This is a genomic window from Pseudorhodoferax sp. LjRoot39 (assembly GCF_964253035.1).
Lineage (GTDB): Bacteria > Pseudomonadota > Gammaproteobacteria > Burkholderiales > Burkholderiaceae_C > Pseudorhodoferax.
The window spans coordinates 5,763,838-5,777,755 of record NZ_CAXUQL020000001.1; the positions used below are offsets into that span (position 1 = coordinate 5,763,838).

Consider the following 13,918-nt stretch of genomic DNA (forward strand, 5'->3'; position numbering starts at 1 on the left):
GGCCCCGCTGCCTGCTCCACCCGCCATGCGCAGTCCCTACCCGTCCAGCCCCTCCGCGCCAGCGCGCGTGCTCGAGCCCATCGCCAGCACCAAGCTGCAGCCGCCGCGCGGCCGCCGCCTGATGGCACGCGACGCGCTGCTGGCGCGCATGCTGGAGGCGCGCCGCAAGCGCTGCGTGGTGGTGCAGGGCCCGGCCGGCAGCGGCAAGACCAGCACGTTGGTGGCCTGGCGCCAGGCCCTGCTGTCGCTGGACTTCGACGTCGCCTGGCTGTCGTTGGCGGCCGAGGACGACGAGCTCACGCGCTTCTTCGACTGCCTGCTGGCCAGCCTGGCCGAGGTCGATCCGGCGCTGGTCGGCGAGACCGCCCGGCTGCTGGGCCGCGACAGCGAGGAGTCGGCCGTCGAGCACTGGGTCATCACGCTGGTGCAAAGCATCGCCGCCCGCCCGCGCGAGCTGGTGCTGATGGTCGATGACCTGCAGCACCTGGAGGACCCGCGCATCTTCCAGGCCCTGCAATGGCTGCTGGACTACGCGCCGGCGCAGCTGCACCTGGTGCTGGGCTCGCGCAGCGCGCTGCCGCTGTCGCTGGCCCGGCTACGCGCCCAGGGCGCGCTGCAGGAGTTCGACCTGCGCGACCTGCGCTTCTCGGCCGAGGAGTCCGAACGCTTCCTGCGCGAACAGCTGGGCAACATCGCCCAGCGCGACGCCCAGCTGCTGCACGAGCTGACCGACGGCTGGGTCGCCGGCCTGCAGCTGTTCGCGGTCGACCTCAAGGCCAAGCAGGGCGCCGGCTTCGCGCGCGTGCAGGTGCGCGATCCACAGGCCTTCGCCACCTACTTCGAGCGCGAGGTGCTGGGCCACCTGGCGCCCGACGACCTGGCCCTGCTCACGCGCGCGGCCGGCTGCAACCGCTTCTGCGCCTCGCTGTGCGCCGCGCTGACGGGCCAGCCCCATGCGGTGGCGCACATGGCCGCGCGCCTGAGCCACCTGGACAGCGAAAGCCTGTTCATCAGCCAGGTGCGCAGCCACGACCGCGAGAGCTGGTACCGCGTGCACCCCTTGCTGCGCGAGGTGCTGCTGACGCACCTGGCCGCGCTGCCCGAGCCCGAGCGGCGCGCGCTGCACGGCACGGCCTGGCGCTGGTTCGACGCCCACGGCCACATCGACGAAGCCGTGCGGCATGCGGTGCAGGCCGGCGACGCCCAGGCCGCGGCCGACCTCGTGGAAAGCATTGCGCCCAGTCTGCTGGCACGCGGCGCGCTGAGCCAGCTGGCCGGCCTGGTGCACCGGCTGCCGGCCGAGCAGGTGCGCCAGCGCATCGGCCTGCGTCTGCTGCTGGCCAACCTGCAGCTGTACGCGCGCAACCTCGACGCGCTGGAGCAGAGCCTGCGCGAGATGGAGGCCGACCCCGCAGCGATGGACGCGCGCCAGCAATACCGCCTGACCCTGCTGCGCGGCGGCCTGGCACTGCAGCGCGACGACACCAACGCGGTGCTGGCGATCCAGGCCGCGCTGGAGGCCATCCCCGACGACGCCGATGCCTACGCGCTGGCCGGCCGCGGCCATGTGCTGGCCTGGATGCACATGAACCGCGGCGAGTTCGAACGCGCACGCGCCGTGTTGGCCGACAGCGCCGCACGCGGCGTCGGCCTGGGCCGGCTGCTGGTCGGGCGCTGCCTGGAAGGGATGAGCTACGCACTCGAAGGCCGCATGACCGAGGCCGAGCACCGGCTGCGCGAAGCGCTGCAGGAAGCCGAGAGCGACCCCTTGGTCGACGTGGGCGTGGCCTGCGTGGCGGCCGGCCTGCTCAGCGACACGCTGTACGAGTCCAACGAGCTGGAGGCCGCAGCGCGGCTGATCGAGCCGCGCATCGAACTGCTGGAGCGCACCTCCATCCCCGACGCCGTGGTCCGCGCGCTGGTCGTGCTGGCCCATGCGCACTGGCTGGGCGGCCGCCGGCTGGAAGGCCTGGCCACGCTGGAGCGGCTGGAGGACTACGGCAGCCGCCAGCACCTGGACCGCGTGCTCTCGCATGCGCTGCTGCTGCGCCTGCGCTGGCATCTGCGCCAGGGCGAGACACCGCAGGCCCAGGAGCTGCTGGACCGCCTCGTCGCGCTCGGCGAGCGCCATGTGGGCGGCGGGCGCGGCGCGGCCGGCGAGATCCGCGGCAACGTGCTGCGCGCCCGCGTCGAGATGTGCCTGCACTGGAACGACTTCGGTGCCGCGCTGGACCTGCTGCGGCCAGCCGCCGCGCACGCCGAGGCCACCGGCCGCGGCCGCCGCGCCGCCAGCCTGCAGCTGCAGATCGCGCTGGCCGAGCGCGGCCTGGGCCACGCCGACGCCGCGCGCCAGCACCTGCTGCAGGCGCTGCGCCTGGGCCACCGCCTGGGCCTCATGCGCTGCCTGCTGGACCTGTCGCCCGATGTGCCGCAGGTGCTGCAGACCGCGCTCGACGCAGGCGCGCTCGACCCGGTGCTGGGCTTCTACGCGCAGCGCCTGCTGGCCGCGGCGCAGCAGACGCAGCAGCGTGCCCAGCCGGCCCGGCCCGCAGCCGGCGACGGCAGCGCGCTGGACAGCATCAGCGAACGCGAACGCGAGGTGCTGGCGCTGGTGGCCCAGGCCATGCCGAACAAGAAGATCGCGCGCGTGCTGGGCGTCACGCCGCACACCGTCAAGTGGCATCTGCGCAAGATCTACGGCAAGCTCGGTGTCGCCGAGCGCGACGAGGCCGTGGCCCGCATGCGCGACCTCGAGACCCGGGAATTCCCCAGGCCCTCCTGAGGCCGAACTAGCCACCCCGGGTAGCGCCCGCACGCGCGCCGTTCTCCATCATCGAAGCCATCCGGTGCGCAGGCCCAGCGCCGCACGCCGGACCACCACAACGCCGACGCCGCCTGGGCGCCCGATGGAGACACCACCATGATTCGTTCCGTGCTGCGCTGCCTGCTGCTCGCCTGCCTGGCCGCGCTCCCACCCGCCTGGGCCGAGGGCTTCCCGTCCAGGCCGCTGCGCTTCATCTCGCCGGTCGGCCCCGGCAGCAGCGGCGACACGATCACGCGCTTCGTCGCCGAGCGCACGGCCAAGCTGCTGGGCCAGCCCAGCTTCGTCGAGAACCGGCCCGGCGCCGGCCAGAGCGTGGCCGCGCAGGCGCTGCTGTCCGCGCCGGCCGACGGCTACAGCCTGCTGCTGGTCTCGCCCGGCTCCATGGTCATCAACCCGCTCGTCGACAACCCGCCGGCCTACGACGTGCGCGAGCTGCTGCCGCTGGTGAATGCCGCGCGCGCCAGCGTGGCACTGGTCACCGGCGCCGGGTCGAAGTACGCGACGGCCACCGCGCTGCTGGATGCGGCCCGCCGCGCGCCGGGCAGCGTGAGCCTGGCCAACTACGGCACCACCTACCGGCTCGGCGGACTGGCGCTGCAGCAGCAGGCCGGCGTGCGCTTCAACGAGGTGCCGTACAAGACCGGCGCGCAGATGCTGACCGACGCCATCGGCGGCCAGATCGACGCCGCGCTGACCGACCTGGGCGGTGCGCTGCCGCTGATCCGCAGCGGCAAGCTGCGCGCGCTGGCCGTGGCGAACCGCGAGCGCCACACCGCGCTGCCCGAAGTGCCCACGCTGCGCGAAAGCGGCCTGCCCGACTACGAACTCACGATCTGGGTCGGCTTCGCGATCCGCAGTGGCACGCCGGCGCCCGTGGCGCAGCGGCTCGAGGCCACGCTGCTGCAGGTGCTGGCCCAGCCCGAGTTCGCCGAGACCGCCCAGCGCGCCGCCAACATGGAGGTGATGGGCCAGGACAGCCGCGCCTTTCGCGCCCAGATCGACGCCGACACCCAGCGCTACCGCGCGTTCGCCCCCAGCCTGGCGGCGCAGCGCTGACCCCCATTCACACCCACAAGGAAGACAGCATGACTGCACTGTGCAAAGACCGCATCGTCGCCATCACCGGAGCCGGCCGTGGACTGGGCCGCGAATACGCGCTGGCGTTCGCGCGCCAGGGCGCCAAGGTGGTCGTCAACGACCTGGGCGCGCAGCCCGACGGCAGCGGCAGGGCCAGCGGCCCGGCGCAGGAGGTCGTGGCCGAAATCCAGGCCCTGGGCGGCCAGGCCGTGGCGAATACCGACGATGTGTCCGACTTCGAAGGCGCGCGCCGCCTGGTGCACACCGCCATCGACTGCTTCGGCGGCCTGGACGTGCTGGTCAACAACGCCGGCATCCTGCGCGACCGCACGCTGGTCAACATGGACATCGAGGAATGGGACGCCGTCATCCGCGTGCACCTGCGCGGCAGCTTCTGCCCGCTGCGCCACGCCGCGGCCTACTGGCGTGACGAGGCCAAGGCCGGCCGCACGCGCCAGGCGCGCGTGGTCAACACGAGCTCGTCCTCGGGCCTGTACGGCATCGTCGGCCAGACCAACTACGGCGCGGCCAAGGCCGGCATCGCCAACCTGTCCATCGTCGCCGCGCGCGAGCTCGAACGCTACGGCGCGACCGTCAACGCGGTCTACCCCACCGCGATGAGCCGGCTGACCGAGAGCCTGTTCAAGAGCGGCCAGCTGAACCCCAAGGCCCCCGCCGGCGCCGCCGGCTTCGACCCGCTGGACGCGGCCAACGTGGCGCCACTGGTGGTCTGGCTGGGCAGCGTGCAGTCGGGCGCCGTCACCGGCCGCGTGTTCGGCGCCAAGGGCGGGCGCATCACGGTGGCCGAAGGCTGGCGCGCCGGGCCCCACGTGCAGAAGGACAGCCGCTGGACCGCCGCCGAACTCGGTGCGGTGCTGCCCGACCTGGTGGCGCGCGCCGCGCCGAACGCCGACCTGGGCGGCCAGTTGCATCGCACCACGGCATGAACCCACCAAGCCAGCGGACGCCGATCCGCGGCAGGAGACCCAACGCATGAAGACACCCAACTACCTCGGGGACTTTGCCGCCCTCACGCCGGACAAGCCAGCCGTGATCGACGCCGCCACCGGCGAGCGGCTGAGCTACCGCGAACTGGACGAGCGCTCCAACCGCCTGGCCCAGCTGCTGCACGCGCAGGGGCTGCGCCGCGGCGACCGCATCGCCGTGCTGATGGAGAACCACCTGCGCTACTTCGAGGTGGCCTGGGCCGCGTTCCGCTCGGGGCTGCTGCTGACCGCAGTCAACCGCTTCCTGACCGCGGGCGAGGTGGCCTACATCGTGCAGGACAGCGGTGCGCGCGCCGTGGTCTCCTCCTTCGCGATGGCCGAGGTCGCAGCCGAGCTGACCGACGCGATGCCGCTGTGCGAGCGGCGGCTGATGGTGGACGGCACCATCGCCGGCTGGGAGCCCTACGAAGAGGCCGTGGCCGACATGCCCAGCGCGCGGCTGGCCGAGGAATGGGTCGGCGGCACGCTGCTGTACAGCTCGGGCACCACGGGCCGGCCCAAGGGCATCGTGCGGGCGATCCCGCGCACACGCTTCACGGACGACAACGCGCTCGACCCGCGGCTGGCGATGATGCAGCACTACGGCTTCGACGCCGATGCGGTCTACCTGTCCACCGCACCGCTGTACCACGCCGCTCCGCTGTCCTACGGCACCAACCTGCAGTTCTACGGCGGCACCGTGGTCTTCATGCGCAAGTTCGACGCAGTGCAGGCGCTGGCGCTGATTGAGCGCTACCGCATCACCCACAGCCAATGGGTGCCGACCATGTTCATCCGGCTGCTCAAGCTGGCGGACGCGGAACGTGCGGGCTTCGACCTGTCCAGCCACCGCGTGGCCATCCACGCCGCCGCGCCCTGCCCGCCCGAGGTCAAGCGCCGCATGATCGAATGGTGGGGCCCCATCGTGCAGGAGTACTACGGCGGCAGCGAGGGCAATGGCCTGACCGTGCTGGACAGCCACGAGGCGCTGGCCCGCCCCGGCTCGGTGGGCCGGGCCAAGACCGGCGTGCTGCGCATCTGCGACGACGACGGCCACGTGCTGCCGGCCGGCCAGGACGGGCTGATCTATTTTGAGCGCGAGACGCTGCCGTTCCACTACCACAACGACCCCGAGAAGACGCGCGCGGCCCAGCATCCGCACCATCCGACGTGGACGGCCATCGGCGACATCGGCCACCTGGACGCCGACGGCTACCTGTACCTGACCGACCGGCGCTTCTTCATGATCATCTCCGGCGGGGTCAACATCTACCCGCAGGCCATCGAGGATGCGCTGGCCCTGCACCCCAGCGTGCAGGACGCCGCGGTGATCGGCGTGCCCGACGCCGAGATGGGCGAGTCCGTGAAGGCGGTGATCGAACCGGCGCCCGGCGTGGCGCCGACGCCGGCGCTGGCCGAGGAACTGATCGGCTTCCTGCGCGGCAAGGTGGCGCGCTACATGGTGCCGCGCTCGCTCGACTTCATCGACGTGATGCCGCGCCTGCCCACCGGCAAGCTCTACAAGCGCGCGCTGCGCGAGCGCTATGCCAGGCCAGCCGAGGAGGCCCGCACATGAAGCCGCTGCGACGCATCGCCGGCATCGCTGCGCTGGCGTTTTCCACACTGGCCGCGGGCCAGGCCTGGCCGACCCGACCGATCACCATCCTCGCGGCCGCGCCAGCGGGCGGCACCACCGACGTGATCGCGCGGGCCCTGGCCGATGTCATTGGCAAGTCCCTGGGACAGCCGATGGTGGTGGACAACCGGCCTGGCGCCTCCGGCATGCTGGCCGTGCAGCAGGTGGCGCGCGCACCGGCCGACGGCTACACCGTGCTGGTGACCGTGTCCACGCCGATCTACTACGCGCCCTACACCGTCGCCAAACTCAGCTACGACGTGCGGCGCGACCTGGCCCTGCTCACGCACCTGTGCGATGCCAGCCTGGTGCTGGCCGTGCACAAGGACGTTCCGGCCCGCACGCTGCCGGAGTTCCTGGCCTGGGCCGGCCAGCAGCAGGGCAGGCTCAGCTACGGCTCGTACGGCACGGGATCGTCCGGCCACCTGGTCAGCGCCTACCTGGCACGCAAGCACGCGCTGGACATGGTGCACGTGCCGTACAAGGGCGAGACGCCGCTGCTGCAGGACCTGATCGGCGGCCAGGTGCAGTGGACACTGGCCACGGTGGGCAGCATGCTGCCGCACATCCAGAACGGCCGGCTGCGCGCGCTGGCCGTGCTCGGCGACCAGCGCCTGCCCGACCTGCCCGAGGTGCCGACCATCGCCGAGCTCGGCTACCACGAGCCGGAGGTCAGGATCATCGGCGGCCTCGTGATGGTGGCGCCGGCCGGCACGCCGGCCCCCATCCTGGCGCGGCTGGAGCAGGAGGTCCGCGCCGCCGTGCAATCGACCGCGCTGAAGGCGCGCTTCCAGGCCTACGGCCTGGTCCCCGTGGGCAGCAGCGCGGCGCAGATGCGCGAGTCTCTCGACGCCCAGGGCCGTGTCATCGCGCGCCTGGTGCAGGCCGCCGGTGTGCGGCTCGACTGATTCCTCTCTCCGCAAGGAAGCCCGTATGGACACCGATCCTGAAACCCTGCGCGCCTCGCAGCTGCGCATCGACGCCGGCGTGGCCGAACTCAGCCACCAGCGGCCCGACACGCGCAACGCGCTGTCCAGCGACCTGCAGCAGGACTACGCCGAGCTCATCGACCGCATCGAGCGCGACCACTCGATCCGCGTGCTGCTGATCACCGGCTCGGGCGGCAGCTTCTCGGCCGGCGGCGACGTCAAGTTCATGCATGCGCGGCTGGCCGACCCCAGCCTGGGCACGGCGGACTACATGCGCGGCCGGCTGCGCCGCGCCCACCAGTGGCTGACCCGCCTGCGCGAGCTGGAGGTGCCGGTGATCGCCGCGGTCGACGGGCCCGCCTACGGCGCCGGTTTCGGCCTGGCGATGCAGGCCGACTTCGTGCTCGCCTCCACGCGCGCGGCGTTCTGTGCCTCGTTCGCGCGGCTGGGCGCGGTGCCCGACTTCGGCCTGCTGCACACGCTGCCGCGGGCCGTGGGCCTGCCGCGCGCCAAGGAACTGATGCTGACCGCACGCCGCCTGGGCGCGCAGGAGGCGCAGGCCTGGGGCCTGGTGCACGCCGTGCACGCGCCCGAGGCGCTGCTGCCCGCGGCCCGCGCCTTCGCCAAACGTTTGTGCCTGGGCCCGCGCGAGGCCACCAGCATGACCAAGAACCTGGTCAACCGCAGCTACGAGACCGACTGCGCCGCCATGTTCGCTGCCGAGGCCAACGCCCAGGCCGTGGCCATGCAGACCCCCTACCACGCCCAGGCCGTGGCGGACTTCGCGCGCGACGGCGCCTTCCGCTACGACTGGGATCAACTGAGCAAAGGAGAGGCGACATGAGCGAGAACGTCCTGATCGCCGGGGTCGGCATGGTGCCCTTCACCAAGCCCGGCGCCGGCCCGAGCTACCTGGAGATGGGGGTCGACGCCGTGCGCATGGCGCTGGCCGATGCCGGCATCGGCTACGAGCAACTGCAGATGGCCTTTGCCGGCTACGTCTACGGCGATACCAGCTGCGGCCAGGGCGTGCTGTACCGCGTGGGCCGCACGGCCATCCCGGTGTTCAACGTCAACAACGCCTGCGCCACCGGCTCCAGCGCGCTGTACCTGGCGCGCGCCGCGGTGCAGAGCGGCCAGGTCGACTGCGCGCTGGCGCTGGGCTTCGAGCAGATGCAGCCCGGCGCCACGCGCTCGAACTTTCCGGACCGGCCGATCCCGCGCGGCGACGTGTTGCCGATCCAGGACCGGCTGTGCGGCGACGCGGGCGAGATCCCGCGCAACCTCGTCACCTTCGGCGGCGCCGGGCGCGAGCACATGCGCCGGTACGGCACGCAGCTGTCGACCTTCGCCGCGATCCGCGCCAAGGCCAGCCGCCATGCGGCCAACAATCCGCTGGCACTGTTCAGAAAGATCGTGACGACCGAGGACGTGCTGCAGGACCAGGTCATGTGGGAGGGCGTGATGACCCGCATGATGGCCTGCCCGCCGACCTGCGGCGCAGCCGCCGCCGTGGTCTGCTCGCCCGCGTTCGCGCGGCGGCACGGGCTGCGCACCGACGTGGCGATCCTGGCGCAGGCCATGGTCACCGACCCGGTGGAATCGTTCGAGCCGCCCACCATGCAGGGCTTCGTCGGCGCCCACATGGCGCAGCGCGCATCGCGCGCGGTCTACGAGCAGGCCGGCGTGGACCCGCGCGACATCCCCGTGGTCGAGCTGCACGACTGCTTCGCCCACAACGAGCTGCTGAGCTACGAAGCGCTGGGCCTGTGCCCCGAGGGCGGTGCCGAGCAGTTCGTGCTGGACGGCGACAACAGCTACGGCGGCCGGGTCGTCACCAACCCTTCGGGCGGGCTGCTGTGCAAGGGCCATCCGCTGGGCGCCACGGGCCTGGCGCAGTGCTATGAGCTCACGCAGCAGCTGCGCGGCACGGCAGACAGGCGCCAGGTGGACGGCGCGCAACTGGCGCTGCAGCACAACCTGGGCCTGGGCGGCGCCTGCGTGGTCACTCTGTACGGCCGGGCCTGAACCCGCCCATCCGGCTAGTGCCAGCCGCACCTGCGCTGGCCATCATGAAGGCTTGGGTCAAGGCCCGGACATCACCAGAAAGGACACCCAGTGCATGTGACGCGAACGGTCTTCCGCGAAGACCACGAGATGCTGCGCCCCAGCGCGCAGCGCTTCTTCGAGCGCGAATGCGCACCCCGCCAAGCCATGTGGGACGAGGCCGGCCGCGTCGACCGCGAGACCTGGCTCAAGGCCGGCCGCGAGGGCCTGCTGTGCACGGCCGTGCCGACCGAATACGGCGGCGGCGGCGGCGACTTCGGCCATGCCGCGGTCATCGTCGAGGAGATGCACCGCGCCGGCGTCTCCGGCACCGGCTTCTCGCTGCACTCGGACATCATCGCGCCCTACATCGTGCGCCTGGGCACCGAGGCGCAAAAGCGCCGCTGGCTGCCCAAGGTCTGCGCCGGCGAGACCATCCTGGCCGTGGGCATCACCGAGCCCGGCGGTGGCTCGGACGTGAAGGCCGCGCGCACGGTCGCCGTGCGCGACGGCGACGACTACGTCATCACCGGCAGCAAGACCTTCATCAGCAACGGCATGACCGCCGACATGGTCATGGTGGTCTGCAAGACCGACCCCGCCGCCGGCGCCAAGGGCGTGAGCCTGGTCATGGTGGAGACCGACCGCGCGGGCTTTCGGCGTGGCCGCAAGCTGCACAAGGTGGGCCAGCCCGCGGCCGACACGGCCGAGCTGTTCTTCGACCAGGTGCGCGTGCCCGTGGCCAACCGGCTCGGCGAGGAGAACAAGGGCTTCTCCTACCTGATGCAGGAGCTGCCGCAGGAGCGGCTGATCATCGCGCTGTACGCCGCCGTGGCGCTGGAGCGCGTGCTGGACCTCACGCTGCAGTACGTGAAGGACCGCCGCGCCTTCGGCCAGACCGTGTGGGACTTCCAGAACACCAAGTTCAAGCTGGCCGACGCCAAGGCCCATGCGGTGGCCGTGCGCACCATGGTGGACTACTACCTGGGCGAACACCTGCGCCGCAAGCTCACGGTGCAGGAGGCCGCCATCGCCAAGCTGCACAGCACCGAGACGCTGTGGAAATGCCTGGACGACATGGTGCAGCTGCACGGCGGCTACGGCTACATGCTGGAGTACCCGATCGCCCGCGCCTTCACCGACTACCGCGTCTCGCGCGTGGTCGGTGGCGCCAACGAAGTCATGCGCGAGCTGATCGCGCGCCAGCTCTGAACGCTGGCCTCACCTTTTCAATCAACGGAGCAAGCCATGAGCAAGAACACCGTCGTCGCCGGCGTCGGCATGATCCCCTTCACCAAGCCGGGCGCCAGCCCCAGCTACACCGACATGGGCGCCGGTGCCGTGCGCGCCGCGCTGCAGGACGCGGGCCTGGACTACAGCCTGGTGCAGCAGGCCTACGTGGGCTACGTCTATGGCGACTCCACCTGCGGGCAGACCGCGCTGTACGAGGTGGGGCTGACCGGCATCCCGATCGTCAACGTCAACAACAACTGCTCCACCGGCTCGACCGCGCTGTACCTGGCGCGCGCCGCGGTCGAGAGCGGGCAGGCCGACTGCGTGCTGGCGCTGGGCTTCGAGCAGATGCAGGCCGGCGCGCTGAAGTCGCACTGGGACGACCGGCCGCGCACGCGCGCCCGCTTCGTGCACGTGATGCACGACCTGACCGACGACGTGCCCGAGCTGCCGCAGGCGCTGCGCACCTTCGGCGGCGCCGGACGCGAGCACATGCGCAAGTACGGCACGCGCATGGAGACCTTCGCGGCGATCCGCGCCAAGGCCAGCCGGCACGCGGCCAACAACCCGCTGGCGATCTTCCGCAACGTGGTGACGACCGAGGATGTGATGCACGACAAGGTCATGTGGCCCGGCGTGATGACGCGGCTGATGGCCTGCCCGCCGACCTGCGGCGCGGCCGCGGCCATCGTCTGCACCGAAGCCTTCGCCAGGAAGCACGGCCTGCGCAGCGACGTGCGCATCCTGGCGCAGGCCATGACCACCGATCCGGCCAGCTCGTTCGAGCCGCCTTCGCTGATCGCCTACGCCGGCTTTTACATGGCGCAGGCGGCCGCACAAAAGGTCTACGAGCAGGCCGGCGTCGGGCCACAGGACATCCGCGTGGCCGAGCTGCACGACTGCTTCGCGCAGAACGAGTTGCTGACCTACGAGGCGCTGGGCCTGTGCGGCATCGGCGAGGCGGAGAAGTTCGTCCACGACGGCGACAACACCTACGGCGGCAAGACCGTCACCAACCCCTCGGGCGGCCTGCTGTCCAAGGGCCACCCGCTGGGCGCCACAGGCCTGGCGCAGTGCTACGAGCTCACGCACCAGCTGCGCGGCAGCGCCGACAAACGGCAGGTCGAGGGCGTGCAGCTGGCGCTGCAGCACAACCTGGGGCTGGGCGGCGCCTGCGTGGTCACGCTGTACGGCAAGCATTGATTTTTCACCGAAGGAGAACCGCAGCATGAACATGAAACTCGAAGGCCAGGTCGCCATCGTCACCGGCGCAGGCCGCGGCATCGGCCGCGCCATCGCGCACAAACTGGCCAGCGAGGGCGCCCACGTGGTCGTCAACGACCTGGACACCGCACCGGCCGAGGAGGTGGCGGGCGAGATCCGCGCCGCCGGCGGCCAGGCCGTGGCCTTCGCCTGCAACGTGACCGATGCCGACTTCGGCCAGCGCATCGTCAAGACCGCGCTGGAGAAGTTCGGCAAGCTGGACATCATCGTCAACAACGCCGGCTACACCTGGGACAACGTGATCCAGAAGATGAGCGACGAGCAGTGGGACGCCATCCTGGACTGCCACCTGAAGGCGCCGTTCAACCTGCTGCGCGCGGCCCAGCCCTACCTGCGCGAGGTCAGCAAGGCCGAGGCCGAGGCCGGCCGCGAGGTGTTCCGCAAGGTCGTCAACATCTCCTCGATCTCGGGCACGCAGGGCAACGCGGGCCAGACCAACTATGCCGCGGCCAAGGCCGGGGTGATGGGGCTGACCAAGGCGCTGGCCAAGGAATGGGGGCGCATGAAGGTCAACGTGAACTGCGTGGCCTTCGGCGCCATCGACACCAGGCTGACCCAGCCCACCACCGAGGACAAGACGGTGCAGGTCGAGGGCCGCGACATCAAGGTCGGCGTGCACCCCGACCGCATCGCCGCAGCCGGGCGCGACACCCCCCTGGGCCGCTTCGGCACGGTGGAAGAGGCGGCAGGCTCGGTCTACCTGTTCTGCATCCCGGAGTCGAACTACGTGACCGGCCAGACGCTGATCTGCGGCGGCGGGCGCGGCGGGTTCTGAGCCGCCATCCGGGCCGAAGCGCCCGGTTCATACAACGACAGGAGACAAGACCATGCGCACGCACATCCCTGCCCCGGCGCGCCGCCGCACCCTGGCCTGGCTGGCCGCCCTGTGCGGCGCGGCCCTGCCGGCCGCGGCGCAGCAGCCGGCCTACCCCGAGCGCCCGGTGCGCATCGTCTCGATCAGCAGCGCGGGCACCGGCGTGGACGACTTCACGCGGCTGGCGGCCAAGTACTTCAGCGACCGGACCGGCCAGTCCTTCTTCGTCGAGAACCGGCCCGGCGCCAACGGCATCATCGCGACCGACCACGTGGCCAAGGCGGCGCCCGACGGCTACACGCTGCTGCTGACGGCGGCCAGCGCGATCACGGCCAATCCTTATATGTACCGCAACCTGCCGTACGACCCGAACAAGGACCTGGCGCCGGTCGCGCGCATGTCGGTGGTGCCCATCGTGGTGACGGTGCCCACGCGCTCGCCGCACCGGACCCTGCAGTCGCTGCTGGACGCCGCCCGCGCCCAGCCCGGCAAGCTCAGCTACGGCATCAGCACGGCCGGCTACAAGGTGATGGTGGCGGCCGTCAACGGCCTGGCCAAGGTGCAGGCCGTGGAGGTTCCGTACAAGGGCACGACCACGCTCTTGCCCGACCTGATCTCAGGCACGCTGGACTACGCGATGGTGGAGATCTCGCAGGTCGTGCCGCAGATGCAGGCCGGCAAGCTTCGCCCGCTGGCGGTCTCCAGCCCGGCGCGCGTGCCGGCGCTGGCCGACGTGCCCACGCTGGCCGAACTGGGCATGGGCGAGGCCACGCTGACGAGCTGGATGGGCCTGTTCGCGCCGGCCGCCACGCCGCCGGCCATCGTCCGCCAGCTGTCGGCGCTAGCGCTGGAGTTCGTCGCCTCACCGCAGGCCAAGGCGCATTTCGAGCAGCGCGGCACGGCCGCCTACCCAGCGGCGCTGGAGGGGTTTCGCCAGGCCATCGTCGAGGACCAGGCGCGCTGGAAGCACTACATCACTGCCGTCGGCCTGCAGCCGGAGTAGTGCGTCCTGAGAGGGTGTTTCCGAAATGAATAGGCCCACGCCGGGGTGCCCTGCGGCCATGGGCAAGGCGCGACACGCAGGCCGTG

Annotated in this window: 11 protein-coding genes; all 11 read left to right on the forward strand. The window is 71.6% G+C overall.

Features of this window, described 5'->3' with window-relative positions:
* Positions 1-25 precede the first annotated feature (25 nt).
* The gene (locus tag ACSQ4M_RS26820; RefSeq protein ID WP_436192439.1) at positions 26-2,782 is read left to right on the forward strand and encodes a LuxR C-terminal-related transcriptional regulator; all 2,757 of its coding nucleotides are present in this window, start codon (positions 26-28) and stop codon (positions 2,780-2,782) included.
* A gap of 138 nt (positions 2,783-2,920) precedes the next feature.
* A complete protein-coding gene (locus ACSQ4M_RS26825) occupies positions 2,921-3,880 on the forward strand; it encodes a tripartite tricarboxylate transporter substrate binding protein (protein ID WP_436192440.1) in 960 nt (319 codons plus the stop codon).
* A 29-nt stretch (positions 3,881-3,909) separates the two neighbouring features.
* The gene (locus tag ACSQ4M_RS26830) at positions 3,910-4,848 is read left to right on the forward strand and encodes an SDR family oxidoreductase (protein WP_436192441.1); all 939 of its coding nucleotides are present in this window, start codon (positions 3,910-3,912) and stop codon (positions 4,846-4,848) included.
* A 46-nt stretch (positions 4,849-4,894) separates the two neighbouring features.
* Positions 4,895-6,463 carry an acyl-CoA synthetase gene (locus tag ACSQ4M_RS26835; protein ID WP_436192442.1) on the forward strand — a complete coding sequence of 523 codons (1,569 nt, stop codon included), beginning with the start codon at positions 4,895-4,897 and terminating at the stop codon, positions 6,461-6,463.
* Positions 6,460-7,431 (forward strand): Bug family tripartite tricarboxylate transporter substrate binding protein, encoded by a 972-nt coding sequence (locus ACSQ4M_RS26840; RefSeq protein WP_436192443.1) that lies wholly within the window; start codon positions 6,460-6,462, stop codon positions 7,429-7,431. The genes ACSQ4M_RS26835 and ACSQ4M_RS26840 overlap by 4 nt, the downstream gene beginning before the upstream one ends.
* A 25-nt stretch (positions 7,432-7,456) precedes the next feature.
* Positions 7,457-8,296 carry an enoyl-CoA hydratase/isomerase family protein gene (locus ACSQ4M_RS26845; RefSeq protein WP_436192444.1) on the forward strand — a complete coding sequence of 280 codons (840 nt, stop codon included), beginning with the start codon at positions 7,457-7,459 and terminating at the stop codon, positions 8,294-8,296.
* Positions 8,293-9,480 carry a lipid-transfer protein gene (locus tag ACSQ4M_RS26850; RefSeq protein ID WP_436192445.1) on the forward strand — a complete coding sequence of 396 codons (1,188 nt, stop codon included), beginning with the start codon at positions 8,293-8,295 and terminating at the stop codon, positions 9,478-9,480. The genes ACSQ4M_RS26845 and ACSQ4M_RS26850 overlap by 4 nt, the downstream gene beginning before the upstream one ends.
* A 90-nt stretch (positions 9,481-9,570) precedes the next feature.
* Positions 9,571-10,710, forward strand: coding sequence for an acyl-CoA dehydrogenase family protein (locus ACSQ4M_RS26855; RefSeq protein ID WP_436192446.1), 1,140 nt, complete (start codon positions 9,571-9,573; stop codon positions 10,708-10,710).
* A 36-nt stretch (positions 10,711-10,746) separates the two neighbouring features.
* Positions 10,747-11,934: a lipid-transfer protein gene (locus ACSQ4M_RS26860; protein WP_436192447.1), complete on the forward strand. Its 1,188-nt coding sequence runs from the start codon at positions 10,747-10,749 to the stop codon at positions 11,932-11,934.
* Between the two features lie 25 nt (positions 11,935-11,959).
* On the forward strand, positions 11,960-12,790 hold the full coding sequence (locus tag ACSQ4M_RS26865) for an SDR family NAD(P)-dependent oxidoreductase (RefSeq protein WP_436192448.1): 831 nt from the start codon (positions 11,960-11,962) through the stop codon (positions 12,788-12,790).
* 52 nt (positions 12,791-12,842) lie between these two features.
* Positions 12,843-13,832, forward strand: coding sequence for a Bug family tripartite tricarboxylate transporter substrate binding protein (locus tag ACSQ4M_RS26870; RefSeq protein WP_436192449.1), 990 nt, complete (start codon positions 12,843-12,845; stop codon positions 13,830-13,832).
* The last annotated feature ends 86 nt before the right edge of the window (positions 13,833-13,918 follow it).

What these genes read in the sequence shown, in the direction of transcription:
- ACSQ4M_RS26820 (WP_436192439.1), top strand. Translation starts at nt 26, where the DNA reads ATGCGCAGTCCCTACCCGTCCAGCCCCTCCGCGCCAGCGCGCGTGCTC.
- ACSQ4M_RS26840 (WP_436192443.1), top strand. Translation starts at nt 6,460, where the DNA reads ATGAAGCCGCTGCGACGCATCGCCGGCATCGCTGCGCTGGCGTTTTCC.
- ACSQ4M_RS26835 (WP_436192442.1), top strand. Translation starts at nt 4,895, where the DNA reads ATGAAGACACCCAACTACCTCGGGGACTTTGCCGCCCTCACGCCGGAC.
- ACSQ4M_RS26865 (WP_436192448.1), top strand. Translation starts at nt 11,960, where the DNA reads ATGAACATGAAACTCGAAGGCCAGGTCGCCATCGTCACCGGCGCAGGC.
- ACSQ4M_RS26860 (WP_436192447.1), top strand. Translation starts at nt 10,747, where the DNA reads ATGAGCAAGAACACCGTCGTCGCCGGCGTCGGCATGATCCCCTTCACC.
- ACSQ4M_RS26850 (WP_436192445.1), top strand. Translation starts at nt 8,293, where the DNA reads ATGAGCGAGAACGTCCTGATCGCCGGGGTCGGCATGGTGCCCTTCACC.
- ACSQ4M_RS26845 (WP_436192444.1), top strand. Translation starts at nt 7,457, where the DNA reads ATGGACACCGATCCTGAAACCCTGCGCGCCTCGCAGCTGCGCATCGAC.
- ACSQ4M_RS26830 (WP_436192441.1), top strand. Translation starts at nt 3,910, where the DNA reads ATGACTGCACTGTGCAAAGACCGCATCGTCGCCATCACCGGAGCCGGC.
- ACSQ4M_RS26870 (WP_436192449.1), top strand. Translation starts at nt 12,843, where the DNA reads ATGCGCACGCACATCCCTGCCCCGGCGCGCCGCCGCACCCTGGCCTGG.
- ACSQ4M_RS26825 (WP_436192440.1), top strand. Translation starts at nt 2,921, where the DNA reads ATGATTCGTTCCGTGCTGCGCTGCCTGCTGCTCGCCTGCCTGGCCGCG.